Here is a 25,607-nt window from a genome sequence, read left to right on the forward strand (position 1 = left end):
CCCGGCTCAGACCTCGGCCGGCGCGCGCTCCGCGATGCGCTGCTTGAGCCGGGCGGTCATGCCGCGGTAGGCCGTGGGGTCGACGGGCAGCAGCCACTGCTTCAGCTTCGCGGCGGAGCCGATGTCGAGTCCGAGGTCGCCGAGCGTCTCGTCGATGTTGTGCAGCGAGAACGGGATGACGTTGGTGCCGCGGGCGTGCCGGCCGTTGGTGCGCTCCTGGAGCCAGCGCACCCGCTCGGCGACCAGCCGGCGGCGCTCCTCGATCGGGGGCAGGTCGACGAGCCCGGCGAGGTACGCACCGGTCCAGACGGCGCCCACCTCCGCCGACAGCGGGCTGAAGAAGGACGAGTTGTAGCCCGAGAAGGTCAGGTGCGGCAGGTCGTGGGGCAGGATGTGCCGCCACAGGTGGAAGTTGCCGTCCTCGCCGACCACGCGCGACTGCAGCTCCTCCGACAGGAACGGCAGCCTCTGGTGGAAGCCGGTGCCGCAGACCACCAGGTCGGCGCGCACCTCGGCGCCGTCGGTCAGCCGTGCCCACGGCTCGCCGTCCTTGACGACGAAGCGCTCGATCTCGGCGTCCCGGTGCACGGTGATCGTGCCGTCGGCGATCTGGTCGTAGAGGCTGTCCGTCGCGAGGCTGACGGTGCTGCTGGCGATGTCCGCGAACTTGCCGTGCGGCACGAGCCCCAGCTTCTTCAGCCTGAACTGCGCCGTGGCGACCGCGCCCAGGGACTCCACCATGCCCGACGTGACCGGCTTGCCGGGGCCGTGCAGGAACTTCTCGAAGCCCTCCAGCTCCTTGTACTGGAACAGGGCCTCGCCCATCCGGGTAAGGAGCAGGTACTTCATGTTCAGGACCTTGCCGATGTACTTCGGCATCTTCCACAGGAGCTGCCTCGCCACCACCGTGGTGCTCGCGGCGACGGGGCCGAGCTCCGCGGCCACGTCGCACGCGGACTTGCCGTAGCCCACGACGACGACGTGCTTGCCGCGCTCCGCCTCGACGTCGACCAGCTGCGAGGCGGCCACCATGCGCCCGCCGGCTCGCACGAGGTCGGCGTAGCCCTCGTAGCGAGGGAACACCGGGTCGGAGAAGATGCCGTTGGCCACGACGACGTGGTCGTAGCGCTCCGGTCCGCCGACGGCGCCACCGGCCGGCCGGGCGGTGATCAGCCAGCCGTCCTCGCCGTCGGTGAGCTCGGCGCGGACGACCTCCGTGGAGAGCCGGAGCGACGGACGCAGGCCGAAGGTGTCGGTGTACGTCTCCAGGTAGGCCTGCACGTGCTCGCCCAGCGGGAACTCGTCGAAGCTCCGGGGCATCGTGAGGTCGGAGAACGTGTAGGAGTCCCTGTTGTTCTGCGTGCGGAGGCCCGAGTAGCGGCGGGTGGCGCTCCACACCCCGCCCACGTCGGGCGCCTTCTCGTAGACGGTGACGTCGTGGTCGAGCTCGAGCAGCACCTTTGCCGCTGCGAGACCCGCGAAACCTGCACCGATGACGGCGATCTTCACGTTGTCTCCCATTCGTGGCGGTATACACCTGCCGATTTGGTCGAATGGTAGCGATATCAACTGGTTGACCGGTAGCGAGTCCGGCCGATCCCACCCACCCCCAGACGCGGGCTACCTTCTACTCATGAGCAGCGCTTCCCCTGCAGGGCAGAACACCTCCACCCGGTTCCGGCTCCTGGTCACCGGCGGCGGTACCGGCGGCCACACGTACCCGGCGCTCACCACGCTCCGCACGCTCCAGGCGCGGCTCGCACAGCGCGGCGCGGTGGTGGAGGCCCTGTGGGCGGGGACCGAGGACGGGCTCGAGGCCCGGGTCGCCGCCGCGGAGGGCATCGCGTTCGCCGAGGTCGCCACGGGCAAGGTACGCCGGTCGGGCAACCCGCTCGGGATGCTGACCGCCCAGAACGCCCGGGACATGGCCCGGGTCCCGGTCGGGGTCGCGCAGGCGCGGTCGATCGTCGCCACGTTCCGGCCGGACGTGATCCTGTCGACCGGGGGCTACGTCGCCGTCCCCGTGGGGATCGCCGCGGGACTCTGCCGCCGTCCGCTCGTGGTGCACGAGCAGACGGTCCGCCTGGGGCTCGCCAACCGCGTCCTGGTCCGGACGGCGACGCGCGTCGCCGTGTCGTCGCCCTCGACGCTGGACCTGCTGCCGTCGGGCGTCCGGGAGCGTGCGGTGGTCACGGGCAACCCGGTGCGGGCGGAGGTCCTCACCGGCGAGCCGCTCAAGGCCGTCGAGGCGCTGAACCTCGACACCTTCCACCCCGACCTGCCCACCGTCTACGTGACGGGTGGTGCCCAGGGGTCCGTGCAGATCAACAACCTGGTGGCGGACGCGCTGCCGTGGTTGCTGGAGCGGGCCAACCTGGTGCACCAGTGCGGCCCCGCCAACGTGGACGACATGAGCGCGCGCGCCGCCACGCTGCCGGAGCACCTCGCGGCGCGCTACCGCCTCGCCGGGTTCGTCGGCCCGGAGCTGCCCCACCTGCTGGCCCTGGCCGACGTCGTGATCTCCCGCAGCGGTGCCGGGACCATCGCCGAGCTCACCGCTCTGGGCAAGCCCTCGGTCCTGGTCCCGCTCGCCTCGGCGGCGGGGAACGAGCAGGCGCACAACGCCGCGCGGCTCGAGGAGGTGGGCGCCGCCGTCGCGCTCGCCGGTGAGGTCACCTCGGACCGGCTGCGCGACGCAGTCGGCCCGCTGCTGGCCGACCCGGCGCGCCGCGAGCAGATGGCGCGCGCGGCCCGTGAGCACGGGCGGCCCGACGCCGCGGAGCGGCTGGTCGACGTCCTGCTGGAGGCGGCGGGCTGGCCCGTCTGAGACGGCGCGATGTCGGTGTCCCGCGCAATGATGGGCGCGTGAGCGAGACGACCGACCTGAGCACCCGCCCCGACGACGCCGAGACCGGCGCCGCGATCGCCGACGAGACGGCGGCCCAGCGCCGCTGGGCCGAGCTCGTCGCCCTGGTCGAGGAGGACCAGCGCGCGTACTACGAGCGGGACGCGCCGGTGGTGTCCGACGCGGAGTACGACGCGCGGATGGCCGAGCTGCGGGCGCTCGAGGCGGAGCACCCCGCGCTGGCCACGCCGGAGTCGCCCACGCAGCGGGTGGGCGGCCAGGTGGCCGCCGGATTCGCCACCGTGGAGCACCTGGAGCGCATGCTGTCGCTGGACAACGTCTTCTCGGTCGAGGAGCTGCGCGCGTGGGACGCCAAGGTGGCCCGCGACCTGGGTGCGGGGGAGGGCGCCCAGGTGGGCTACCTCTCCGAGGTCAAGATCGACGGGCTCGCCATCGCGCTCCTGTACGAGAAGGGGCGGCTCGTGCGCGCCGCCACGCGCGGCGACGGCCGCACGGGCGAGGACGTCACGGCCAACGCGCTCCGGATCGCCGACATCCCGCACCGGCTGGCGGGCGACGACCACCCCGACGTCGTCGAGGTGCGGGGCGAGGTGTTCATCCCGGTCGAGGCCTTCCACGGGCTGAACGCGCTGCAGGCCGACCTGCGGGAGAGGGTCGTCGCGGAGGCGCGCGACCGCTTCGGCGGGAGGGTCGCCGCCCAGGGCGACTTCGACGAGGCGCGGGCGCGCCTGGCCGCGGAGCGCCGCTTCCCCGCGTTCGCCAACCCACGCAACGCGGCGGCCGGCGGGCTGCGGCAGCTCCTGGACAAGAAGGACGGCCTGGAGCTCGAGGCCGGGCAGGCGCGGATCGCCGCCCTGCGGCTGTACGTGCACGGCGTCGGTGCGCTGCAGTGGACGGCGGGGGAGCACGCCGAGCTGCAGCGGCAGTCCGAGGCCTACACCCACTTCGCGGAGTGGGGCCTGCCCGTCTCCCCGCACAACCGGGTGCTCGAGGGCGTCGACGCCGTCGCCGAGATGATCGAGTACTTCGGCGAGCACCGGCACGCCATCGAGCACGAGCTCGACGGCATCGTGGTCAAGGTCGACGAGCTGGAGCTGCAGCGCCGGCTGGGCGCCACGAGCCGTGCGCCCCGCTGGGCCATCGCGTACAAGTACCCGCCGGAGGAGGTCAACACCCGGCTGCTGGAGATCCGGGTCGCCGTGGGGCGCACCGGCCGGGCCACGCCCTACGCCGTGATGGAGCCGGTGAAGGTGGCCGGCAGCACCGTGCGGCAGGCCACCCTCCACAACCAGGACGTGGTGCGCGTCAAGGGCGTCCGCATCGGCGACGTGGTGGTGCTCCGCAAGGCGGGCGACGTGATCCCCGAGATCCTCGGCCCGGTCTCCGCGCTGGCCGGCGACGGGTACCCGCGTGAGGACTTCGTCATGCCCACGACGTGCCCCGAGTGCGGCACGGAGCTGCGGCCCATGAAGGAGGCCGACGTCGACCTGCGCTGCCCCAACGCGGAGTCGTGCCCGGCGCAGGTGCGCGGGCGGGTGGAGCACATCGGGTCGCGCGGCGGCCTGGACATCGAGGCGCTGGGTGAGGTCACCGCCGCCGCGCTCACCCAGCCCGACGTCCCGGACGAGCCGCCGCTGCGCACCGAGGCGGGCCTGTTCTCCCTCACCCTGGAGGACCTGCTGCCCATCGAGGTGGTGGTGCGCGACGCCGAGACCGGCCTGCCCAAGCTGGACGACGACGGCACGGCGCGCCGCCGCACCCCGTTCCGCAAGCAGGTCAAGCACACCCGCAGGGCCGTCGCCGAGGCCGCCCAGCGGGGCGAGACCCTCCCCGGGTGGGAGCCCACGGCCCAGGCCGGCAAGCTGCTGGAGGAGCTCGAGCGTGCCAAGACCAAGGACCTGTGGCGCATCCTCGTGTCGCTCAACATCCGGCATGTCGGGCCCGTGGCGGCCCGGGCGCTCGCCGACTGGTTCGGCTCGCTGGACGCGATCCGCGCTGCCACCCGCGACGAGCTCGCCGCGGTCGAGGGCGTCGGCCCGGTGATCGCCGACCAGGTCGTCGAGTGGTTCACCGTGGACTGGCACCGCGAGATCGTCGAGGCGTGGGCAGCGGCGGGAGTCCGGTTCGCGACCCCCGGCCACCCCGGCCCGGAGGCGATGGCCGCGCAGGCGGCCGCGGGCGCCGCGCCGACCGGCCCGCTGGCCGGGCTCACTGTCGTGGTGACCGGCTCCCTCGAGAACTTCTCGCGCGACGGCGCCAAGGAGGCCATCATCGCCGCGGGCGGCAAGGCCGCGGGCTCGGTCTCCAAGAAGACGGACTACGTGGTGGTGGGTGAGAACGCCGGCACCAAGGCGGCCAAGGCGGAGGAGCTCGGCCTGCCGGTGCTCGACGAGGCGGGCTTCGTCAGGCTGCTGGAGGGCGGGCCGGACGCCCTCTGAATGCTCTGTGCGGACGGGCCGGGCCCCTGAGTTGTGAGTGCCCCGAGGCCGCCTAGCCTCGAAAGAGGTCAGGAAACGGCCGCCCGCGAGTCGGGCTCGCACCGCTTCAGCCCGCCTCGCTCCCGTAGGCAGACCGGCCGCCACGCGGCCGGCGTCTGACGACAGGAGACCGAGCATGAGTGAGAGCAGCTACCCGCAGCGCACGCCCACGGGCGTGGCGCACGAGACCACAGGGGCGTCCTCCGGTCTGTCGTCCGGACCGGGTGTCCCGTCCTCGCAGCAGTCCTCGGGGTCCACGGCCCAGGAGGCGAAGGGCCGTGCCGCCGAGGTGGCGTCGCACGCCGGCGAGGCGACCAAGGGGCTGGCACAGGAGTCCCGTGAGAAGGCCGGCGAGGTCGCCGGCGAGGCCAAGGAGCGCGCGCGCAACCTCGCGGGGCAGGCTCGCGAGCAGCTGCGCGGGCAGGCGCAGACGCAGCAGCAGCGTCTCGCCGGCGGGCTGCGCACCTTCGGCGACGAGCTCGCGCAGATGGCGGGCTCGAGCCAGGAGCACGGCTACGCCGCCGACCTGGCCGACCGCGCGGGCGACCTCAGCCGACGCGCGGCGTCGTGGTTCGAGGACCGCGACCCCGGTTCGATCCTCAGCGAGGTGCAGGACTTCGCCCGTCGTCGTCCCGGGGTGTTCCTCGCCGTCGCGGCCGGGGCCGGCCTGCTGGCCGGACGCCTGGCCCGCGGGCTCAAGGACGCGGACGGTGACGGCCCGGCCGGGCGGGCCGACGTCGCGAGCTCGTACGGCCCGGCCGGTACCACGTACGGGACCGGCACGGAGTACGCGACCGGCTCGGCGTACGGCGCGGGCACGGGCTACGGCAGCGACCCCGCCGCGGGCGTCGGCGGCGTGACGGGCGAGCCCGCCGTGGGTACGCGTGCGGCTTCGGGGGCGTACGCGCCGACGTCGGACCTGGGCACCTCGGGCGGCTACCCCGCCACCACCGGCGACCCGCTGGCGGACGAGCTGGACGTCCCCACGTCGCCGCACCGGACGAGCACGGGAGGTGTGGACGATGTCGATCGGACGTGAGCCCGACTGGGCGCAGCCGCCGGTCCCGGCCACGACGCCGTCGGGCACCCACGCCCGGGTGCCGGCCACCGACCGGGTACCCGGCAGTGCTCCGGACCCGGAGACCGCGAGCCTCGGCGAGATCGTCAGCGAGCTGAGCCGTGACTTCTCGACGCTGGTACGGCAGGAGGTGGCGCTCGCCAAGGCCGAGGCCACCCAGTCGGCCAAGGAGGCGGGCAAGGGCGCGGGCATGTTCGCCGGGGCCGGGATGGCGGGCCACATGGTCCTGCTGTTCCTGTCGATCGCCCTGTGGTGGGGCCTCGGCTCCGTCATGGGCCGGGCGTGGTCGGCGGTCGTCGTCGCCCTGGTCTGGGGCATCGTGGCGGCGGTGCTGTACCTGCGCGGGCGGGCCGAGGTCCGCCGGGTCAAGGGCCTGCCCGAGACCACCGACTCCCTGAAGAAGATCCCGAACGCACTCAAAGGACACGAGGAGAAGAACTCATGAGCACCGATCCTGAGGTGATCCGGGCCGACATCGAGCGCACCCGCGTGGAGCTGAGCGCGGACGTGGACGCGCTGGGTGAGAAGGTGAGCCCCAAGAACGTGGTGCGCCGCCGGACGGACCGCGTGCGCGGCTCGGTGTCGCGCATGAAGGACCGCGTGATGGGTACGGCGCACGACGCCAGGCACGGCGTGGGCGAGAGCGTGTCCGGGACGGCGCACGGCGCGGCGGACTCGGTGCGCGGCGCGGCGTCGTCGGTCGCGGACACCGTGTCCTCGGCCCCGCAGACGGTCCGCCGGCAGACGGAGGGCAACCCGCTGGCCGCGGGTCTCGTAGCCTTCGGCGTGGGCATGATCGCCGCGTCCCTCATCCCGGCGAGCCAGGCGGAGGCGCGCGCTGCGACACGGGTCAAGGACAAGGCCCAGCCGCTGATGGAGGACGTCAAGCAGACGGCGAACGAGGTGGCCCAGGATCTCAAGGGCCCCGCCCAGGAGGAGCTCCGCGCGGTGCAGGACTCCGCGAAGGAGAAGGCCCGCGAGGTGAAGGAGCACGGCCGCCAGGCCGCGCAGGAGGTCGGTGAGCACGGCAAGGGTGCCGCCGGCGACGTCCGCTCGTCGGCGAGCGGCGGGGCCTGACCGGGGAGGACAGCGATGAGCCACGCGGAGAGCACGTCCAAGGCGGGGGCGCCTGCCCCCGACGACTCGCGCAAGCCGGACGACCCCACCGACCTGCACAAGCGGTCCTGGGCGTACGTGCTGCGCACCACGGTGCGCCAGTTCTCGCGGGACCAGTGCCTCGACCTGGCCGCCGCCCTGACCTACTACGCGGTCCTCGCCGCGGCGCCCGCGCTCCTGGCGCTGGTGTCGTTGCTGGGGCTCGCGGGGAACGGGCAGCGCATGGTCGACCAGGTGCTGGGGACCGTGGAGGGCGTGGTGCCCGAGGACGTGCTCTCCGTCGTGGAGCCGCTCGTCGCGAACGCCGCCGAGGGCGGGGGCAGGGCAGGCCTGGCCCTCGTCCTCGGTGTCGTGCTCGCCCTGTGGTCGGCGTCCGGCTACGTGGGTGCCTTCGGGCGGGCGATGAACCGCGTCTACGAGATCGACGAGGGCCGGCCCGTCTGGGTGCTGCGGCCCGTGATGCTGCTCCTGACGCTGGTGACGGTCCTGCTCGCCGGGCTGGTCGTCGCGTCGCTCGTCCTCACCGGGCCCGTGGCCCGGGCGGTGGGTGAGACGGTCGGGCTGGGCGAGGCCGCCGTGACCGTATGGAACATCGCGAAGTGGCCGGTCATGCTGCTGCTCGTGGTGCTCCTGGTGGCGATCCTCTACCACTGGACGCCCAACGTGCGGCAGCCGCGGTTCCGCTGGCTCAGCGTCGGCGCGGTCGTCGCGATCCTCGTCTGGCTGGTCGCGTCGGCCGCCTTCGGGCTCTACGTCTCGGGATTCTCCGACTACGGCGCGACGTACGGCACGCTGGCCGGTTTCGTCGTCTTCCTCCTGTGGATGTGGATCACCAACCTGGCGCTCCTCTTCGGGGCGGAGCTGGACTCCGAGCTGGAACGGGGGCGCGAGCTCCAGTCCGGGATCGCCGCCGAGGAGACCCTCCAGCTCCCGCCCCGCAGCACGCGGGCGAGCGAGAAGCGGGAGGCCAAGCGGCAGGAGGACCTGGCGAGGGGCCGGGCGCTGCGGCAGGCCGCGGACCGGCAGGCGCCGGACCGGCAGGCGCCGGACCGGCAGGCGCCGGACCGGCAGGACGACCGCGTCAGCAGGTGACCGTCAGCGGCTGGCCCAGAGCATCCCGCGCTCGACGATCGCGCGCAGCGCGGGGTTCTCCAGGTCGGCGAGCTGGTGGCCGGCCGTGGACACGAAGATCTTCCCGGCCCCCCACCGGCGGGTCCACACGGCGGGGCAGACGAGCGGCTCGGTCCACGGGTCTCCCGGCTGCGGCACGATCGTCGTGGTGGCGAGCACGTCCGACAGGGCGTCCGTGAGCACCCAGTACTGCTCCGAGTGGAGCGAGACGGTATCGATGCCGGCCATCACCGGGTGGTCCTCCTTGCCGGGGGCCACGTCGATGGTGTGGTGCACCAGGTCGTGCGGGTGGGCCGCGAACTGGCCGCCCACCATCTGCAGGTAGTCGGTGGCCAGCCGGAACGAGTCGACGATCCCGCCGTGCCACCCGGCGAGGCCCGCACCGCCCGCGACGGCGGCCCGCAGGCCGCGCATCTCGTCCGGCAGGATCTCGCCCATGGTCCAGCACTGGACCACGAGGTCGATCCCTGCCATGAACTCGTCGTCGGCGTAGGCCTCCAGCGTCTCCTCGAGGGCGACCTCGAACCCGGACTCCTGGAGGAACGGCACGAACAGGTCGGCGGCCTCCACGGGCGCGTGCCCGGGCCAGCCGCCCCGTACGACGAGGGCTCGGCGGTTCCCGACGGTCATAGGTGCTCCTAGGGTTGTCGACGGCACTGACGACGCGCGGCTCCGCGCCTCAGGTGATGAGGGCGTCGATCGCTGCGGGAGAGAGTACGTGATCGACGGCCATCGCGCTGGCGCCCAGGACGCCGGCTCGGGCCCGGGCCTGCGACGTCACGATCCGCAGGTGCTGGGTCGCCAGGGGGAGGGACCGCTGGTACACGACCTCCCGGATCCCGGCGATGAGGTGCTCGCCCGCGTCGGCGACGATGCCGCCGATGACGATGAGCGAGGGGTTGAGGAGGCTCACGCACGCGGCGAGCACGGAGCCGAGGTCACGGCCGGCCTGACGGACGGCCCGGCTCGCGGTGAGGTCGCCCGAGCGGACGAGGGAGACCACGTCGCCGCTCGTGGCAGCCTCCAGCCCGGTGGCACGCAGCGCGGCGGCGACGGCCTGCCCGCTCGCGACGGCCTCGAGGCAGCCGACGTTGCCGCACCGGCACGGGACGTCGGGCGCGTGCGGCACGGCGATGTGCCCGATGTCGCCGGCGGCGCCCTGGGCCCCGCGCCGCAGCCGGCCGTCCGCGATGATCCCGGACCCGATGCCCGTGGCGACCTTGACGAACAGCATGTCCGTGACCGCCGGCCACACCGTCCGGTGCTCGCCGAGCGCCATGATGTTGACGTCGTTGTCCACGAGCACCGCCGTACCGAAGTGCCGGTGGAGGATCCCGGCCACGTCGACGTCGTCCCAGGCGGGCATGATCGGCGGGTTGATCGGGCGGCCCGTGGAGTGCTCGACGGGGCCCGGCAGGCCCACCCCGACGCTCACCAGCTCGTCGCGGCGGCGTCCCGCCGTCTCCAGCAGCTTGTCGCCGTGCTCGGCGACCCAGGACAGGACGGCGTCCGGCCCGTCCGCGATCGCCAGCGGCGTCTCCAGCTCGGCCAGGATGTTCGAGGCGAGGTCCGTGACCGCCAGGTGGGCGTGCGTGGCGCCGAGGTCGACGGCGAGGACGACCCGTGCCCCCGGGTGGAACGCGAACGTCGCGGGCGGTCGCCCGCCGGTCGAGCTCGCCTCGCCGGCGGGAGCGATGAGACCGGCGGACATCAGGAGGTCGATGCGGGCGGCGATTGTCGAGCGCGCCTGCCCCGTGATCGCCGCCAGGTCGGCCCGCGTCCGGGGCTGGCCGTCACGGAGCAGCTGGAACATCTCTCCCGCGCCGGTCGGCCGGGGTGCGAACTTGAGCAGCTCCTCCATGGGCACAGTGAATCACGGAGGAGGTCACACTTCCGCATCGACAACGGAAGATCTCTGCGGATGACTTCGCAACTTATGATTGACCGCCGTCAAAAGGTGCGTTAGGTTCGCCGCATGGTCAGTGCAGACCCCCAGCCATTTCTCCAGATGCAAGGCATCGTCAAGGTCTTCCCCGGTGCTCGGGCCCTCGACGGCGTCGACCTCCACATCGCCCCCGGTGAGGTCCACTGCCTCCTCGGCCAGAACGGCGCCGGGAAGTCCACCCTCATCAAGGTCCTCGCCGGTGCGCACCAGCCCACCGAGGGACAGGTCCTCCTCGACGGCAGCCCCATCACCATCGCCGACCCCGTGGCCGCGCTCGGCCATGGCGTGGCCACGATGTACCAGGAGCTCGACGTCGTCGACGGCCTGAGCGTCGCCGAGAACGTCTACCTCGGCCACGAGCTCGACACCCTGGGCGTGTCCCGGCGGACCGAGGCCATCCGCCGCACCAGGGAGATCCTGCGCCGGCTCGGTCACCCGGAGATCTCCCCGCGGCAGGAGGTCGGGCGGCTGTCCGCCGCCGGCAAGCAGATCGTCTCCATGGCGCGCGCCCTCTCGCACGACGCGCGGGTCATCGTCATGGACGAGCCCTCGGCCGTCCTCGACTCCGAGGAGGTCGCCAACCTCTTCCGGGTCGTCCGCGAGCTCACCGCCGCGGGCGTCGCCGTCGTCTACATCTCCCACCGCCTCGAGGAGATCCGCGAGATCGGCGACCGGATCACCGTCATCAAGGACGGGCGCACCGTCGCCCAGAACCTCCCCGTCGCGCAGACGCCCACCGCCGACCTCATCCGGCTCATGACCGGCCGTTCGGTCGAGTACGTCTTCCCGCCCGCCGGCACCTTCGCCGACGACGCCCCTGTCGTCCTCGAGGTACGCGGCCTGGCGCTGCGCGGGGTCTTCCGCGACGTGGACCTCACTGTCCGGGCCGGGGAGATCGTCGGCCTCGCCGGCCTGGTCGGCTCCGGCCGCTCCGAGATCCTCGAGACCGTCTACGGCGCCCGCCGGGCGAGCGCCGGCGAGGTCCGGGTCGACGGACGGCGACTGCCCGCCGGGTCCGTCCCCGCGGCAGTCGGTGCGGGCATCGGCCTGGCCCCCGAGGAGCGCAAGAGCCAGGGCTTGCTCCTCGACGAGCCCGTCTACCGCAACGTCACCCTCTCCACCTTCGCCCGCTTCGCCCGCGGCGGCGTGCTCGACGAGCCCGCCGAGCGGGCCGCAGCGCTGGAGCAGTCCCGCGCGCTCGACCTCCGCCCGGCGGGCGTCGACCGCCCCATCCGGACGATGTCGGGCGGCAACCAGCAGAAGGCGATGCTGGCGCGCTGGCTCGTCCACGGGTGCCGGGTGCTCCTCCTCGACGAGCCCACCCGCGGTGTCGACGTCGGGGCGCGCGCCGAGATCTACAGCCTGGTCCGCCGTCTCGCGGACTCGGGAGCCGCAGTGGTCGTCGTCTCCAGCGAGATCCCCGAGGTCCTCGGTCTCGCCGACCGCGTCCTCGTGGTCTCCGAGGGCCGGGTCGTCCACGAAGGCCCCGCCGATTCGATCGACGAGCACCAGGTGCTCGACATGGTCATGGAAGGAAGCGTCGCGTGAACGAGCAGAAGGTGCCGGCAGACAGCCCGGCACGCGTGGAGGACGTCCGCGAGGCGGACCGGGCCGCCGAGCCCCCGGCGCGGAAGGAGAGCACCCGGCGGGCCGGGCTCCCCGGCGGGACCGCCGGCCGCAACCTCGGCCTGGTGGTGGCGCTCGCGGTGATCGGCGTGGTCGGGTACCTGACCGCCGGGGACCGCTTCGCGAGCGTCGACAACCTCATGGTGATCCTCTCGCTGGCCTCCGTGATCGGCGTGCTCAGCATCGGCATGACGTTCGTCATCACCGGCGGCGGCATCGACCTCTCGGTGGGCTCCGTGCTCGGCCTGGCCTCCGTGTGGGCCACCACGCTCGCCACCCAGACCATGGCCGACCAGAACGGCTGGATCATCATGGTGGCGTGCGCCCTGGCCGTCGGTCTCGGTGCCGGGGTGGTCAACGGCGTGCTCATCGCCTACGGCCGGGTCGTGGCCTTCATCGCCACGCTCGCGATGATGGTGGCGGCCCGCGGGCTCGCCGAGCTCATCGCGAACCGCCGCACCCAGATCGTCAGCGTGGACTCGTTCACGGACACGTTCCGTGGTGACCTGCTCGGCGTGCCGAAGATCGTCTGGATCTTCGTCGCCGTCGCGGCCGCGGGCTGGTTCCTGCTCAACCGCACCACCTTCGGCCGCCGCACCGTGGCCGTCGGCGGCAACCCGGAGGCCGCCCGCCTGGCGGGCATCAAGGTGCGGCGCCACACCATGTACCTGTACGCGCTCGCCGGCCTCGCCGCCGGGATCGCGGCCGTGATGATGCTCGCCCGCACCACGGCGGGCTCGTCCACCAACGGCATGTTCTACGAGCTCGACGCGATCGCCGCGGTCGTCGTCGGCGGCACCCTCATCGCGGGCGGCCGCGGAACCATCGTCGGCACCGTCCTCGGTGTCCTGATCTTCGCGTCGCTCCAGAACCTGTTCATCCAGAACAACCTCGACAGCTCGGTCCAGCTGATCGCCAAGGGCGCGATCATCGTCGTCGCCGTCCTGCTCCAGCAGCGATTCACCACCAGGTCGTCGAGCGCCTGACCGGCTTTCTCACCCCCGCAAGTCCCCAGGACAGCATCGAAGGAGATCTCATGTCCGCACGCACCACCCTCCGCCGCCGCGTCGCCACCGCGGCCGTCATGGCCGCGTCCGCGGCCCTGCTCGCCACGGCGTGCACGTCCAACACCCCGCCCCCCTCGGACGACGAGGGAGACGGCGGCACCGGCACCACCAACCAGGCCGCGTCCGACAACGACGCTCCCGGCGACCCCGTCGTCATCGGGTTCTCCGCCCCGGCGGCCGACCACGGCTGGATGGGGGCCATCACGGCCTCCGCCCGGGCCGAGGCCGAGAAGTACGAGGACGTGGAGCTCCGGGTCGCCGAGGGCACCAACGACGTGAGCGTGCAGATCAGCCAGATCGAAGGCTTCATCAACGACGGCGTCGACGCGATCGTGCTTCTGCCGTTCGACGGCGCCGCGCTCACCGAGGTCGCGACCGAGGCGATGGAGGCGGGCATCCCCGTCATCAACGTCGACCGCGAGTTCTCCAGCCCGTTCGCCGCGCGGGCGACCGTGCTCGGCGACAACTACGGGATGGGCGTGTCGGCGGGCACCTACATCTGCGAGGAGCTCGGCGACAACCCGGACGCCGTGGTCGCCGAGATCGCGGGCATCGACTCGCTGCCGCTGACGCAGGACCGCAGCCAGGGCTTCGCCGACGCGCTCGAGGACTGCGGGCTCGACGTCGACCGGCGCGTCGCGGCGGACTTCACCGTCGCCGGCGGCGAGCAGGCGGCCGCGAACCTGCTCCAGGCCGAGGGGCAGATCGACGCCATCTGGAACCACGACGACGACCAGGGCGTCGGCGTGCTGGCCGCGGTCGAGAACGCCGGCCGCGACGAGTTCTTCCTGGTCGGCGGAGCCGGCTCGGCGAACATGATGCGCGAGATCCAGTCGGGCGACTCCGTGGTCCGGGCCACCGTGATCTACCCGTCCACGCAGGCCGCTGACGGCATCAAGCTGGCTCGCCTCGTGGTCCACGAGAAGAACATGAGCGACCTCGCCTCCTCGAGCGTCCCGCGCACGGTGCAGCTCTACGCGCCTGTCGTGACCTCGGACAACGTGGAGCAGTTCCTGCCCAGCGCCTTCGAGTCCTGACCGAACCACCGAGAACGACCACGCGCGCCGACGGCCCGGCCGGGCCCGGCTCCACCAGTGAGCCCGGACGGGCCGTCGGCGCGCGTACGAAGGGATAGACATGGCAGTCAAGGAACGCCCGGACCTGGGCGTCGGCATGGTCGGGTACTCGTTCATGGGGGCAGCGCACTCGCAGGCCTGGCGTACGGCCCCCAGGTTCTTCGACCTGCCGCTCCATCCTCGGATGCGTGTCGTGGCGGGCCGCGACGGCGCCGCGGCGGCGGCCGCGGCCGGCCGGCTGGGCTGGGAGGGCTCGGCCGTCGGCTGGCAGGCGGTGGTCGAGCGGGACGACGTCGGCCTCGTCGACATCTGCACCCCCGGCGACACCCACGCGGAGATCGCCGTGGCCGCGCTCGAGGCGGGCAAGCACGTGCTGTGCGAGAAGCCGCTCGCCAACAGCGTCGCCGAGGCCGAGGTCATGGTGGCGGCCGCCGAGGCAGCGGCCCGGCACGGCGTCGTCGCGATGGTCGGCTTCACCTACCGCCGGGTGCCCGCCATCCGGCTGGCGCGCCGCCTCGTCACCGAGGGGCGGCTCGGGACCGTGCGCCATGTCCGCGCCCAGTACCTGCAGGACTGGCTCTCCGACGACCAGACGCCGCTGTCGTGGCGGCTGGACAAGACCAAGGCGGGCAGCGGCGCGCTCGGCGACATCGGCGCCCACGTGATCGACCTCGCGCAGTACATCACCGGGGAGCGGATCACCGGGGTGTCCGGGCTCCTCGACACGTTCGTCACGGAGCGGCCGGTGGCCGCCGAGTTCGCCGGCCTCTCGGGCCGCGGCGGCCCGGAGCGCGGTCCGGTGACGGTCGACGACGCCACAGCCTTCCTCGCGCGGATGTCCGGCGGGGCGATGGGCGTGTTCGAGGCGACGCGGTTCGCGACGGGCCGCAAGAACGCCATCCGGATCGAGATCAACGGGTCGGAGGGGTCCGTGGCCTTCGACTTCGAGGACATGAACGTCCTCCACTTCCACGACGCCACGGAGGATCCGGCGACGGCCGGGTTCCGCCGGATCGTCGTGACGGAGCCGCAGCACGACTACATCGCGAGCTGGTGGCCGGCCGGCCACGGGCTCGGCTACGAGCACGCGTTCACCCACCAGGTCGTGGACCTGGTGCGGGCGATCGCCGAAGGCACCCAGCCCGAGCCGACGTTCGCCGACGGGCTCGGGGTCCAGAAGGTGCTCGAGGCCGTCGAGACCAGCGCGACCACGGGCAGCGGCTGGGTGCCGCTCGGCTGACAGAAGGACGACCGCGGGAGCTGCCCGCGGTGCACGACCGGTGACGCCGCGACCTCGGGCCGGCGCGGCGTCACGCCGGAGCGCACGACCGATCCCTACTCGACGAGGAGTCCTGGTGACACACGTGCCCCGAGAGGTCTCAGCCGCCTGGCGGCGAGCCGTAGCGGCAGCTGCCGTCACGGCGATGACCCTTCCCCTGACCATCGCGACGGTGCAGGCGGCTCACGCCGCCCCCGCCGTCGCCGACCTGACGACGACGGCCGCCGCAGCGGCCGAGGCCGCCGCCGAGCCGTTCGACGCCCTCGTGTTCTCGAGGACCGCCGGCTTCCGCCACGACTCCATCCCGGCGGGCGTGGCCGCCATCCAGCAGCTCGGCTCCGCCAACGGCTTCACGGTGACCGCCACCGAGGACCCCGGCGTCTTCACCGACGAGGGCCTGGCCGGCTACGAGGTGGTCGTGTTCCTGTCGACCACGGGCGACGTCCTCGACGCCGGCCAGCAGGCGGCCTTCGAGCGCTACATCCAGGGGGGTGGAGGGTACGCGGGCATCCACGCCGCGTCCGACACCGAGTACGCCTGGCCCTGGTACGGCGAGCTCGTCGGCGCCTACTTCAGCGCGCACCCCGCCAACCAGACGGCGACGGTCAAGGTCGAGGACCACGTCCACGACTCCACGGCGCACCTGCCCCCTCGGTGGGAGCGGTTCGACGAGTGGTACAACTTCCGCAGCAACCCGCGGGACACGGTGCACGTCCTGGCGAGCCTCGACGAGACCACCTACTCGGCCGGCGGCGGCGCGATGGGCGCCGAGCACCCCACGGCCTGGTGCCAGGCCTTCGACGGCGGCCGCTCCTGGTACACGGGCGGTGGCCACACCCAGGAGTCGTTCGCGGAGCCGGAGTTCCTCCAGCACCTGCTCGGCGGGATCCGCACGGCGGCGGGCGTCGTCGACTCCGACTGCAACGCGACGCAGAGCGCGAGCTACGAGGTGGTCCCGCTCGACGAGGGCACCTCGAACCCGATGATGCTCGACGTCGCCCCGGACGGCACGGTCTTCTACGCCGAGCGGGACGGGCGCGTCCGCCTGATCGACCCGGTGACCCAGCAGACCACCACGGCGGCGACGCTGCCGGTGACCCTCGCCAACGAGGACGGGCTCACGGGCATCGTGCTCGACCCGGGCTTCGCGGAGAACCGGTGGCTCTACCTCTTCTGGTCGCCCTCCGACGTGGGAGCGGACGGCCCGCACAACCGGGTCTCGCGGTTCACCTACGACCCGGTGACGCGCACGGTCCCGCCGTCGAGCGAGTCGGTCGTCCTGAAGATCCCCACCCAGCGGCAGACGTGCTGCCACGCGGGCGGTGACATGCAGTTCGACGCGGAGGGCAACCTGTACGTCGTCACGGGGGACAACTCCAACCCCTTCGAGTCGGCCGGCTACGCGCCGATCGACGAGCGCACGGGTCGCGAGAACTACGACTCGCAGCGCACGTCGGCCAACACCGCCGACCTGCGCGGCAAGGTGCTCCGGATCCGCCCCGAGGCGGCGGGCGGCTACAGCGTCCCCGCGGGCAACATGTTCCCCGCGGGCGCGGCCCAGACCCGGCCCGAGATCTTCGCGATGGGCTTCCGCAACCCGTTCCGGATCGGCCTCGACCCCGACACGGGCAACGTCCTGGTCGCGGACTACGGGCCCGACGCCGGCTCCGCCGACCCTGCCCGGGGACCGGCCGGGACCGTCGAGTGGAACGTGGTCAGCGAGCCGGGCTTCTACGGCTGGCCGTACTGCACGGGCGCGAACAGCGCCTACGTCGACTACGACTTCGCGACCGGGCAGTCCGGGGCACCGTTCGACTGTGCCGGGGGCGTCGTCAACGACTCCCCGAACAACACGGGCCTGCGCCAGCTCCCGCCCGCCGTCGAGGCGGAGGTCTGGTACGGCTACGCGACCAACCCGCTCTTCCCGGAGATCGGCGGCGGAGGCGCGCCCATGGGCGGCCCTGTGTACGACTACGACCCCGCGCTGGACTCCGACGTCAAGTGGCCCGAGTACTGGGACGGCAAGGCCCTCTTCGGCGAGTGGAACCAGGGCAAGGTGTACTCGTTCCAGCTCGACGGGCCGGAACGCGACGACCTCGTCGACATCAACCGGGTGCTGCCGCAGCACCTCGACCCGTCGGCGGGCTTCGACCGGCCCATGGACATGGACTTCGGCCCGGACGGTGCTCTCTACGTCGTCGACTGGGGTGAGGGCTTCGGTGGCAACAACGACACGAGCGGCATCTACCGCGTCGACTACGTCCGGGGCGACCCGGCGCCCGTCGCGCGGGCGAGCGCGGACGTGACCAGCGGCCTCGCGCCCCTGACGGTCCAGTTCTCCTCGGAGGGCACGCGCCACCCGGCGGGGGAGCCGCTCAGCCTGCAGTGGACATTCGGCGACGGCTCCGCGCCGTCCGCCGAGGCGAACCCCTCGCACGTCTACACGGCGAACGGCAGCTACACCGCGCAGCTCGTCGCCACGGACCCGTCCGGCCAGACCGGCGTCGCGAACGTGACGATCGTGGTGGGCAACGTCGCGCCCACCGTGACCATCACGTTCCCCGACGACGGCGGCTTCTTCGAGTGGGGCGACCAGGTGCGGTACCAGGTCCAGGTCGACGACCCGGACGGCACCGTCGACTGCTCCAAGGTCCACCTCTTCACCTCGCTGGGGCACGACTCCCACGCCCATCCGATGGAGGACCTCACGGGCTGCGAGGGAATGCTCCAGACCGCCCGCGACGAGGGCCACGGCATCGAGTCCAACATCTTCTGGGTGGTCGAGGGCTCGTACGCCGACGACGGCGGCGCGGCGGGCGTGCCGCTCACCGGCAACGACCTGCAGATCCTGCAGCCCAAGCTGCTCCAGGCGGAGTTCTTCACGTCCACGGGGCGGCTCGCGGGTTCGGCCAGCAGCGGGGACCCGGGCGTCCAGACCGAGACCACCGGTGACACCGCCGGCGGCGGGCAGAACATCGGGTTCATCGAGGCCGACGACTGGTGGGCGTTCTCGCCCGTGTCGCTCGCCGGCGTCGAGGCGATCACCCTGCGGGCGGCGTCGTCGCCCGGCGGACAGGTCTCCCTGCGGTGGGACGCGCCCGACGGCCCCGAGATCGGCAGCGTCACCGTCCCCGCGACCGGGGGCTGGCAGGTCTACACCGACGTCACCGCGACCCTGCACGACGTCCCCTCCGGCACGGGCACCCTGTACTTCGTCCAGACCTCCGGCCAGTCGAACGTGAACTGGCTCGAGTTCGTGGGCCGCGGGGTCACCGAGAACGTCCGGCCGGAGATCACCACGTTCGACGTCGACCCGCTGTCCGGCACCGCACCCCTCGTGGTGTCGGCGTCGGCCGCCGCGACCGACGCCGAGGGCGACGCGGTCACCCTCGCCTGGGACGCGGGCCGCGGGGCCGGCTTCGAGGACGGGTCCGGCACGTTCACCACCACGTACACCGAGCCGGGCACCTACCGGCTCCAGGTCCGCGCCACGGACGCGCGTGGTGCGTACTCGGTCCGGTACGAGACCGTCACGGTCCGGGCGGGCGGCGGCGGCCCGGCGCTCTGCTTCTCCGGCCGGTCCGACGACTTCACCGGAGCCGACCTCGACCCCGCACGGTGGGAGGTGCTCGACCGCGACCAGAACCTGCGGGTCACGGACGGCGAGCTGGTGATCCCGGCCACGCCGTCGGACTTCTACGGCACCACCAACACCACGGTGCCGAACGTCGTGCTGCAGGACCTGCCCGACGGGCCGTTCACCGCCACCGCCCGGCTGACGATCCCCGCGAACGCGCAGTACCAGCAGGCAGGGCTGCTGATCTACAGCGGTCCCGACGACTACGCCAAGATGGTGATCCAGGGCCGCTCGGCCCCGGCGGACCCCGCCACGCGGGTCTTCCAGCTCATCCGCGAGGAGGGCGGCGCGCCCAACGAGGTCGCCGCGTCCAACACGGCGGCGCTCGGCGCGGCCTACCCGTCCACGGTCTACGTCCGGTTCACCAGCACCGACGGGACGTCCCTCCGGGCGTCCTACTCGGCGGACGGCCTCACGTTCACCGACATGCCGGAGACCAAGTCGCTCGCCGGCCTGACCGACGCGCGGATCGGCCTGGTGGCGCTCGCGGGCACCGGCTCGGCCGCGCCCGTCGTGGACGCGCGCTTCGACTGGTTCCACCTCACGCCCGACGACACGGCGGTGGCCCCCGGGCCGGACGACGAGTTCGACGGCACGAGCCTGGACGGCTGCCGCTGGTCGGTGGTCCGGCCGGACCCGGCGGGCCTGCGGGTGGCCGGCGGAGCCCTGCAGCTCGACACGACCCCGACCGACATCTACGGGTCGGGCAACACGGGCGTGCCCAACATCGTCCTGCAGGACCAGCCCGACGGAGACTGGACGGTCCAGACCCGGGTCGACGGCTCCGCCTTCGACCGCCAGTACCACCAGGCCGGCCTGATCGTGTACGGCGACGACGACAACTACGTCAAGCTCGACGTCGTCACCGACAACCAGGCCGGGCAGACGCCGGTCCGCCGGATCGAGCTGCGGAGCGAGGTGGGCGGCGTGGTGCAGGACCCGCAGCCGAACGCCGGCGACCTCCTGTCCGGCGAGTGGTGGCTGCGGCTGTCCCGGTCCGGCACCACGTTCACGGCGTCGTACAGCGCGGACGGCCAGACCTGGTCCGAGATCCCGGGCGCGGTGACCAACGCGGCGGTCGGCGGAGCGGGTGTGGGGCTGTACGCCCTCGGCGCCTCGCAGACCGCGGCGGTGACGGCGTCGTTCGACCACTTCCGGGTGGTCGGTGACACGGAGCCGCTCGCCGTCACCGGGTCGCTCTCCCCGGCGGAGCCGGACGGCCCCGACGGGTCGTGGCTCGGACCGGTCACCGTCACCGTGGAGACGGCCGGCGGGCCCGCGGGCACGCAGGTCTACCGCGAGGTGAACGTCGACGGCGCGGGCTGGGCCGAGTACACGGCCCCGGTCGTGGTCAGCGCCCCGGGCGAGCACGCCGTCGAGGTCCGCGCGTCGGCGGGCGGCGAGACCGCGACCGGGGAGACCCTGCGGTTCATGATCGCCACCCCGGCGCCCGTCGCCGCCACGCCCGTCGTGGACGTCGTGCAGGCTTCCTGCACGGTGGACGGCGCGGGCGGGAACGTCCGCGCCGGCGGGTCCATCACCCTGGTCCCGGTCGACGGCGTCGCCTCGTACGTGGTCCACAACTGGGTCGACGGCGCGCTGGCCGGCAAGCCGGCCGACCTCGCGAACCTGGTACCGGGCCAGTACAGCGTCATCGCCACCCCGGCCGAGGGCCACGTCCTCGAGCTGGCCGAGGGCTGGCGCGCCAGCCCGTCCGGCAAGGCGCAGCTCGTCGTCACCATCGGGCGGTACGGCTGCGACCGTGCCCCCGCCGTCGAGCTCACCCCGCCCACCTGCGACGCGGGCGCGGTCCTGACCCCCGTCGAGGTCCCGGGCGTCAAGGGGTACACAGTCCATGTCTGGGCGGACGGGGCAACCGCGGGCAAGCCGAAGGACCTCGGTGACCTCGCCCCCGGCCAGTACCTCGTCACCGCCACGCCGGACAAGAAGGTCACGCTCGACCTCGACCCGGGCTGGGTCGCCAGCCCGTCCGGCAAGGCCACCCTGCTGGTCACCGTCGGGGAGGTGGCCTGCGGCTGACAGACCGCGGCGCCCCGTGAGGCGCCGCCCGAACGTCGCGAGCGGGACGCCGAGGGGCGCCCGGACGTGACCGCGGCCCCGGTCCGCCCGGGGGCGGCGCCCCGCTCGCGACACCCGCCGGCCCAGCCGGCACCCCTCGGCGCAGGAGCCGCGCTCCGGTCCTGCGCCGAGGGACCACCAGCGTCAGGAGGAACAGCATGTGGAGAGGCATCACGCGACGCGCGGCCCTGGCCGCCGCGGCCGTCGCCCTCGCCGTGGCGGCGCTCGCGCCGCTCCCGGCCGCGGCGCACGGCGGCGACGTCGCGGTGGCGCTCGGGACGGACGGCGCCGGCGGCGTCTCCGCGACCCTCACCTGGGCGGCCGACGGCCACCCCGTGGAGGAGGCGGTCCAGGTCACGGTCACAGCGGTGGCCGACGACGGCTCCGTGGTCGGCCCGGTCGTCCTGGCGTCGGCCTCCGAGGGGGTCGGCTGGTACCGGTCCGACGCCGGGATCCTCGGCGCGGGCCACTGGACGCTGACCGCCACGGTGGCGGGCCCCGTGCAGGCCGAGGCGTCGACCCAGGTCGACGTGGTCCCGCCGCCGCCCGCACCCGAGCCGGCCGCGTCGCCGTCGGGCAGCACGCCCGACGCCGCACCCGCCGCCGAGGCCGCCTCCGCCGGGGCAGCGGCCCCGGCGACCGTCCCCTACCTGGTGGGCGGCGCAGCCCTCCTGGCGGCGCTCGCCGCCGTCGTGGTGCTGCGCAGAGCACGAGTCCGAGAGAGGAACGCACGATGACACGACCGATCACCCTGTTCACCGGCCAGTGGGCCGACCTGCCGCTGGAGGAGGTGGCCCGCCTCGCGTCCGGCTGGGGCTACGAGGGCCTGGAGCTCGCCTGCTGGGGGGACCACCTGGACCCGTGGCGCTGGGACGACGACGACTACGTGCAGGGTCGCCTCGACCTGCTGGACCGGTACGGCCTGAAGGTGTGGGCGATCTCGAACCACCTCAAGGGCCAGGCCGTCTGCGACGACCCCATCGACCAGCGGCACCGCGACATGCTGTCCGACGTGGTCTGGGGCGACGGCGACCCGGAGGGCGTGCGCCGCCGCGCCGCCGAGGAGATGAAGCACACGGCCCGCCTGGCCGCCAGGCTGGGCGTGAGCACGGTCGTGGGCTTCACCGGGTCGTCCATCTGGAAGTACGTGGCGATGTTCCCGCCGGCCTCCGAGGCCATGATCGAGGCGGGGTACCAGGACTTCGCGGACCGCTGGAACCCGATCCTCGACGTGTTCGACGAGGTGGGCGTCCGGTTCGCCCACGAGGTGCACCCCAGCGAGATCGCCTACGACTACTGGACGACGGTCCGCACGCTGGAGGCCATCGGCCACCGGGAGGCGTTCGGCCTCAACTGGGACCCCAGCCACATGGTGTGGCAGGACCTCGACCCGGTGAGCTTCCTCTGGGACTTCCGCGACCGCATCTACCACGTGGACTGCAAGGACACGAAGAAGCGGATGACCAACGGCCGCAACGGCCGGCTGTCGTCCCACCTGCCCTGGGCCGACCCGCGCCGCGGCTGGGACTTCGTGTCCACCGGCCACGGCGACGTGCCCTGGGAGGACGCGTTCCGCATGCTCAACACGATCGGCTACGACGGGCCCATCTCGGTCGAGTGGGAGGACGCGGGGATGGACCGGCTCGTCGGGGCGCCCGAGGCGCTCGAGTTCGTGCGCCGCAACGCCTTCGACGCGCCCGAGGCGGCCTTCGACGCCGCGTTCTCGACCCGTTCCTGATCTCAGGCGGCGTGGAGCATGACGACATCGTCGTGCTCCACGCCGCCGACCAGGTAGGTGCGCTTGCCCACGACCTCGAAGCCGTGCTTGCGGTAGAACGCCTGGGCGCGCTCGTTGAGGCCGTTGGTGCCCAGCCACAGCGGCCGCCCGGGCCCGAGCCGGCCGGCCTCGTCCACGGCGGCGGTCATGAGCGCGGACGCGACGCCGGACCCCAGGTCGTCGGGGTGCACGTAGATCTTCGACAGCTCGACGTAGGGCGCGTCCTGCCCGGAGCCTGAGCGGACGGCCGCGGCCTCCGCCTCGCCGTCGGGCGACCCCAGCGCGAGCAGGACGTACCCGCGGAAGCGAGCGCCGCCGTCGGCCGCCTCCGCGACGAGCAGCGCGTGGTGCGGGCTGCCCGCCCAGGCGCGGAAGTGCGCGGGGGTGAGGTTGTGAGCAACGTGCGCGGCCATGTCCTCGCGGAGCGTGCCCGGCGGGCATGCGAGCGGGAAGGTGAGGGCGGCGAGCCAGGCGACCTCGGCCGCGTCGTCGGTGGTGGCGGGGCGCACGATCATGCGCCGAACGTACCGCCCGCGCGCCGGGCACGACCCGGTGTCCGGTTTGTGCCACAGTCACACCATGCCTGCCCGACGGCGGTCGCTCGCCCTCGTCCTGATCGTCGCCCTGGTCGGTGGTCTCGCGGGCTGCGCTGCCGCCGAGCCGCGGATCGACGTGACCGAGGTCGACGGGCCGTTCGAGCCGCTCGCGGTCGAGCTGTCGGGCCTCCCCGCCGGCGAGGAGGTGCGCCTCGAGGCGACGGCGGAGCAGTGGGGCTTCTCGTCCTGGGCCACCTTCGTGGCGCCCGACGACGGGGTGCTCGACCTCGCGAGGGCGGAGCCGGTGGACGGCACGTGGTCCGAGCCGGACGCCATGGCGCCGTTCTGGTCGATGCAGCCCGCCGGCGACGTACCCCACGACGCGTTCGTCGCCGGGCACACCGCCGGCCTGCGGGTGCTGAGCGGCGGCGACGAGCTGGCCGCGGCCACCGTCGAGCGGCCGCCCTACTACCCGGACGACGTCAGGGTCACCCGGGTCACCCACGGCGGCCTGACCGCCGTGTACGTCGTCCCGGACGACCTCCGCGAGGGCGAGCGGCGCCCGGCCGTGCTCACGTTCGGGGGCTCCGAGGGCGGCCTGCTGGGCGGGGAGGACGCCGCCCGCACGATCGCCGGGCTCGGCTACCCGGCCCTCGCCGTCGCGTACTTCGACGCGCCCGGCGTGCCCGCCGAGCTCACGGAGGTACCCGTCGAGACCTTCCTGACCGCGTTGGACTGGTTGCACGGCCGGCCCGAGGTCGACACGGGACGGGTCTTCACCTTCGGGGTCTCCCGCGGTGGCGAGATGGCGCTGTGGCTCGCGGCGCACCGGCCTGCCCTGGTGCACGGGGCGTTCGCGCCGGTGGGTGCGGGGCGCCTCGTGTGCTCGCCGGTGGCGCGCAGCCGGTCCGCCTGGTCGCTCGGCGGGGAGCCGCTGCCGTTCACCTGCCAGCATCTGATCTCCCGCGCCCAGGACACGGTGAGCCCGCCGCCGGCGGGCTCGGTGGTGCCCGTGGAGGAGATCGCAGGACCGGTGGTGCTGGCGTGCGGGGGAAGGGACTCCCTGTGGTCCTCCTGCGGGTACCTCGACGCGATCGTCCACCAGGTGGAGGAGTCGGGGACTGACGCGGACCTGCGGATCGTCCGGGACGAGCGGGCCGACCACTGGGTGACCGGCCCGCCCTACCTGCCGAGCCTGTACGGGGAGGACCATGCCCCGTCCACCGTCGCTGCGACGCCGCGGGTGCAGGTGGGGTTCTGGTCGGCGGTGCAGGAAGCGCTGGACGAGGCCGCGGAGGGCTGAGACCCCCGGTGGCGCTGGATGGACGTCCGTGACGCGCCTGACCAGCGGTTCTGCTCGGCTGAGCGGTGTGGGCGGGGTCACGCCTCCCGAGTTGGCACCTGCCCGTGGACCTGTGTAATGTTCTGGATGTCAGCCCGACGGGCGGACGGACAACCGAGAGATCGGGTGGCCGCGCCGGGGCTGGTTCCCATCTCTGAGACAGACGCTTCGAGCGTCCGTCTCTCCTCTGCGGATGGGGACCGGGCTCAGCCCACGTCGCGGATCTCGCTGGTTCTCCGGAACTGCGGATTTGCGCCGGCGGATCGGGTCTGGTAAGTTTAAGAGGTTGCCCCGGACGGGGTTCGAAGCCAGTAGTGCTACGGACTGCGACGGTGTGCGTCGGTTGTTTGAGAACTCAACAGTGTGCTTGATAGTCAATGCCAATTATTTTCCTCGTTGGCGGGCTCGATGTGGTGCCGGTTCATGCCGGTGGCTGTCTCGGGTTCGTTGAGGATTCCTTTGGATGACGGACTGAGCCATGCTCGGTCTGTGCCAGTTAATCAGGACCCTTTTGGGGTTCGCTTCGTATGGTTGTTACCTGTGTCCTTCGGGGTGTGGGTGGCGTGCATACTTTT

The 25,607-nt window shown here is 73.0% G+C and carries 18 protein-coding genes; 14 read left to right on the forward strand and 4 right to left on the reverse strand.

The genetic code is table 11. The annotated features are described in order from the left end of the window. Positions 1–6: 6 nt before the first annotated feature. The gene (locus AC060K_RS03285; RefSeq protein ID WP_483764022.1) at positions 7–1,521 is read right to left on the reverse strand and encodes a flavin-containing monooxygenase; all 1,515 of its coding nucleotides are present in this window, start codon (positions 1,519–1,521) and stop codon (positions 7–9) included. A gap of 112 nt (positions 1,522–1,633) precedes the next feature. Between AC060K_RS03285 and murG the strand changes: the two genes are divergently transcribed. From murG to AC060K_RS03315, 6 genes are all read left to right on the forward strand, one after another. After that, the gene (gene murG, locus AC060K_RS03290; protein ID WP_483764023.1) at positions 1,634–2,827 is read left to right on the forward strand and encodes an undecaprenyldiphospho-muramoylpentapeptide beta-N-acetylglucosaminyltransferase; all 1,194 of its coding nucleotides are present in this window, start codon (positions 1,634–1,636) and stop codon (positions 2,825–2,827) included. 38 nt (positions 2,828–2,865) lie between these two features. After that, entirely contained in the window at positions 2,866–5,304 is a 2,439-nt protein-coding gene (ligA, locus tag AC060K_RS03295) for an NAD-dependent DNA ligase LigA (protein WP_483764024.1), read from the forward strand. A gap of 175 nt (positions 5,305–5,479) precedes the next feature. Next, a complete protein-coding gene (locus tag AC060K_RS03300) occupies positions 5,480–6,382 on the forward strand; it encodes an ATP synthase subunit B family protein (RefSeq protein WP_483764025.1) in 903 nt (300 codons plus the stop codon). Continuing rightward, positions 6,366–6,866: a phage holin family protein gene (locus tag AC060K_RS03305; RefSeq protein WP_483764026.1), complete on the forward strand. Its 501-nt coding sequence runs from the start codon at positions 6,366–6,368 to the stop codon at positions 6,864–6,866. The genes AC060K_RS03300 and AC060K_RS03305 overlap by 17 nt, the downstream gene beginning before the upstream one ends. Then, positions 6,863–7,498, forward strand: coding sequence for a DUF3618 domain-containing protein (locus tag AC060K_RS03310; protein ID WP_483764027.1), 636 nt, complete (start codon positions 6,863–6,865; stop codon positions 7,496–7,498). The genes AC060K_RS03305 and AC060K_RS03310 overlap by 4 nt, the downstream gene beginning before the upstream one ends. A 15-nt stretch (positions 7,499–7,513) precedes the next feature. Further along, positions 7,514–8,629 carry a YihY/virulence factor BrkB family protein gene (locus AC060K_RS03315; RefSeq protein WP_483764028.1) on the forward strand — a complete coding sequence of 372 codons (1,116 nt, stop codon included), beginning with the start codon at positions 7,514–7,516 and terminating at the stop codon, positions 8,627–8,629. 3 nt (positions 8,630–8,632) lie between these two features. On the opposite strand, the gene AC060K_RS03320 is transcribed toward AC060K_RS03315, so the two are convergent. Together AC060K_RS03320 and AC060K_RS03325 are read right to left on the reverse strand one after the other, a co-directional pair. Further along, complete coding sequence (locus AC060K_RS03320; protein WP_483764029.1) at positions 8,633–9,298, reverse strand: ThuA domain-containing protein; 666 nt, start codon at positions 9,296–9,298, stop codon at positions 8,633–8,635. A gap of 49 nt (positions 9,299–9,347) precedes the next feature. Further along, positions 9,348–10,529 (reverse strand): ROK family protein, encoded by a 1,182-nt coding sequence (locus AC060K_RS03325; RefSeq protein ID WP_483764030.1) that lies wholly within the window; start codon positions 10,527–10,529, stop codon positions 9,348–9,350. A 114-nt stretch (positions 10,530–10,643) separates the two neighbouring features. Here AC060K_RS03325 and AC060K_RS03330 point away from each other — a divergent pair, with 114 nt between their 5' ends. From AC060K_RS03330 to AC060K_RS03360, 7 genes are all read left to right on the forward strand, one after another. Continuing rightward, positions 10,644–12,161 carry a sugar ABC transporter ATP-binding protein gene (locus tag AC060K_RS03330; protein ID WP_483764031.1) on the forward strand — a complete coding sequence of 506 codons (1,518 nt, stop codon included), beginning with the start codon at positions 10,644–10,646 and terminating at the stop codon, positions 12,159–12,161. Next, positions 12,158–13,225, forward strand: coding sequence for an ABC transporter permease (locus AC060K_RS03335; RefSeq protein ID WP_483764032.1), 1,068 nt, complete (start codon positions 12,158–12,160; stop codon positions 13,223–13,225). Before AC060K_RS03330 ends, AC060K_RS03335 begins: the two co-directional genes overlap by 4 nt. A 50-nt stretch (positions 13,226–13,275) precedes the next feature. After that, the gene (locus tag AC060K_RS03340) at positions 13,276–14,343 is read left to right on the forward strand and encodes a substrate-binding domain-containing protein (RefSeq protein ID WP_483764033.1); all 1,068 of its coding nucleotides are present in this window, start codon (positions 13,276–13,278) and stop codon (positions 14,341–14,343) included. Positions 14,344–14,443: 100 nt separating this feature from the next. Beyond that, complete coding sequence (locus AC060K_RS03345; RefSeq protein WP_483764034.1) at positions 14,444–15,622, forward strand: Gfo/Idh/MocA family protein; 1,179 nt, start codon at positions 14,444–14,446, stop codon at positions 15,620–15,622. Positions 15,623–15,806: 184 nt separating this feature from the next. Next, complete coding sequence (locus AC060K_RS03350) at positions 15,807–21,338, forward strand: ThuA domain-containing protein (RefSeq protein WP_483764035.1); 5,532 nt, start codon at positions 15,807–15,809, stop codon at positions 21,336–21,338. Between the two features lie 197 nt (positions 21,339–21,535). Continuing rightward, complete coding sequence (locus AC060K_RS03355) at positions 21,536–22,114, forward strand: hypothetical protein (RefSeq protein ID WP_483764036.1); 579 nt, start codon at positions 21,536–21,538, stop codon at positions 22,112–22,114. Then, on the forward strand, positions 22,111–23,115 hold the full coding sequence (locus tag AC060K_RS03360) for a sugar phosphate isomerase/epimerase family protein (protein WP_483764037.1): 1,005 nt from the start codon (positions 22,111–22,113) through the stop codon (positions 23,113–23,115). The genes AC060K_RS03355 and AC060K_RS03360 overlap by 4 nt, the downstream gene beginning before the upstream one ends. A 2-nt stretch (positions 23,116–23,117) precedes the next feature. Here AC060K_RS03360 and AC060K_RS03365 read toward each other — a convergent pair whose 3' ends face one another. Continuing rightward, positions 23,118–23,669: an N-acetyltransferase family protein gene (locus AC060K_RS03365; RefSeq protein WP_483764038.1), complete on the reverse strand. Its 552-nt coding sequence runs from the start codon at positions 23,667–23,669 to the stop codon at positions 23,118–23,120. Between the two features lie 64 nt (positions 23,670–23,733). Here AC060K_RS03365 and AC060K_RS03370 point away from each other — a divergent pair, with 64 nt between their 5' ends. Next, positions 23,734–24,993, forward strand: coding sequence for an acyl-CoA thioesterase/BAAT N-terminal domain-containing protein (locus tag AC060K_RS03370; RefSeq protein WP_483764039.1), 1,260 nt, complete (start codon positions 23,734–23,736; stop codon positions 24,991–24,993). Positions 24,994–25,607 lie beyond the last annotated feature (614 nt).

Source organism: Antribacter sp. NEAU-D49, from assembly GCF_057158775.1.

What these genes read in the sequence shown, in the direction of transcription:
- AC060K_RS03285 (WP_483764022.1), bottom strand. Translation starts at nt 1,521, where the DNA reads ATGGGAGACAACGTGAAGATCGCCGTCATCGGTGCAGGTTTCGCGGGT.
- murG (WP_483764023.1), top strand. Translation starts at nt 1,634, where the DNA reads ATGAGCAGCGCTTCCCCTGCAGGGCAGAACACCTCCACCCGGTTCCGG.
- AC060K_RS03300 (WP_483764025.1), top strand. Translation starts at nt 5,480, where the DNA reads ATGAGTGAGAGCAGCTACCCGCAGCGCACGCCCACGGGCGTGGCGCAC.
- AC060K_RS03305 (WP_483764026.1), top strand. Translation starts at nt 6,366, where the DNA reads ATGTCGATCGGACGTGAGCCCGACTGGGCGCAGCCGCCGGTCCCGGCC.
- AC060K_RS03310 (WP_483764027.1), top strand. Translation starts at nt 6,863, where the DNA reads ATGAGCACCGATCCTGAGGTGATCCGGGCCGACATCGAGCGCACCCGC.
- AC060K_RS03315 (WP_483764028.1), top strand. Translation starts at nt 7,514, where the DNA reads ATGAGCCACGCGGAGAGCACGTCCAAGGCGGGGGCGCCTGCCCCCGAC.
- AC060K_RS03320 (WP_483764029.1), bottom strand. Translation starts at nt 9,298, where the DNA reads ATGACCGTCGGGAACCGCCGAGCCCTCGTCGTACGGGGCGGCTGGCCC.
- AC060K_RS03325 (WP_483764030.1), bottom strand. Translation starts at nt 10,529, where the DNA reads ATGGAGGAGCTGCTCAAGTTCGCACCCCGGCCGACCGGCGCGGGAGAG.
- AC060K_RS03330 (WP_483764031.1), top strand. Translation starts at nt 10,644, where the DNA reads ATGGTCAGTGCAGACCCCCAGCCATTTCTCCAGATGCAAGGCATCGTC.
- AC060K_RS03340 (WP_483764033.1), top strand. Translation starts at nt 13,276, where the DNA reads ATGTCCGCACGCACCACCCTCCGCCGCCGCGTCGCCACCGCGGCCGTC.
- AC060K_RS03345 (WP_483764034.1), top strand. Translation starts at nt 14,444, where the DNA reads ATGGCAGTCAAGGAACGCCCGGACCTGGGCGTCGGCATGGTCGGGTAC.
- AC060K_RS03350 (WP_483764035.1), top strand. Translation starts at nt 15,807, where the DNA reads ATGACCCTTCCCCTGACCATCGCGACGGTGCAGGCGGCTCACGCCGCC.
- AC060K_RS03355 (WP_483764036.1), top strand. Translation starts at nt 21,536, where the DNA reads ATGTGGAGAGGCATCACGCGACGCGCGGCCCTGGCCGCCGCGGCCGTC.
- AC060K_RS03360 (WP_483764037.1), top strand. Translation starts at nt 22,111, where the DNA reads ATGACACGACCGATCACCCTGTTCACCGGCCAGTGGGCCGACCTGCCG.
- AC060K_RS03365 (WP_483764038.1), bottom strand. Translation starts at nt 23,669, where the DNA reads ATGATCGTGCGCCCCGCCACCACCGACGACGCGGCCGAGGTCGCCTGG.
- AC060K_RS03370 (WP_483764039.1), top strand. Translation starts at nt 23,734, where the DNA reads ATGCCTGCCCGACGGCGGTCGCTCGCCCTCGTCCTGATCGTCGCCCTG.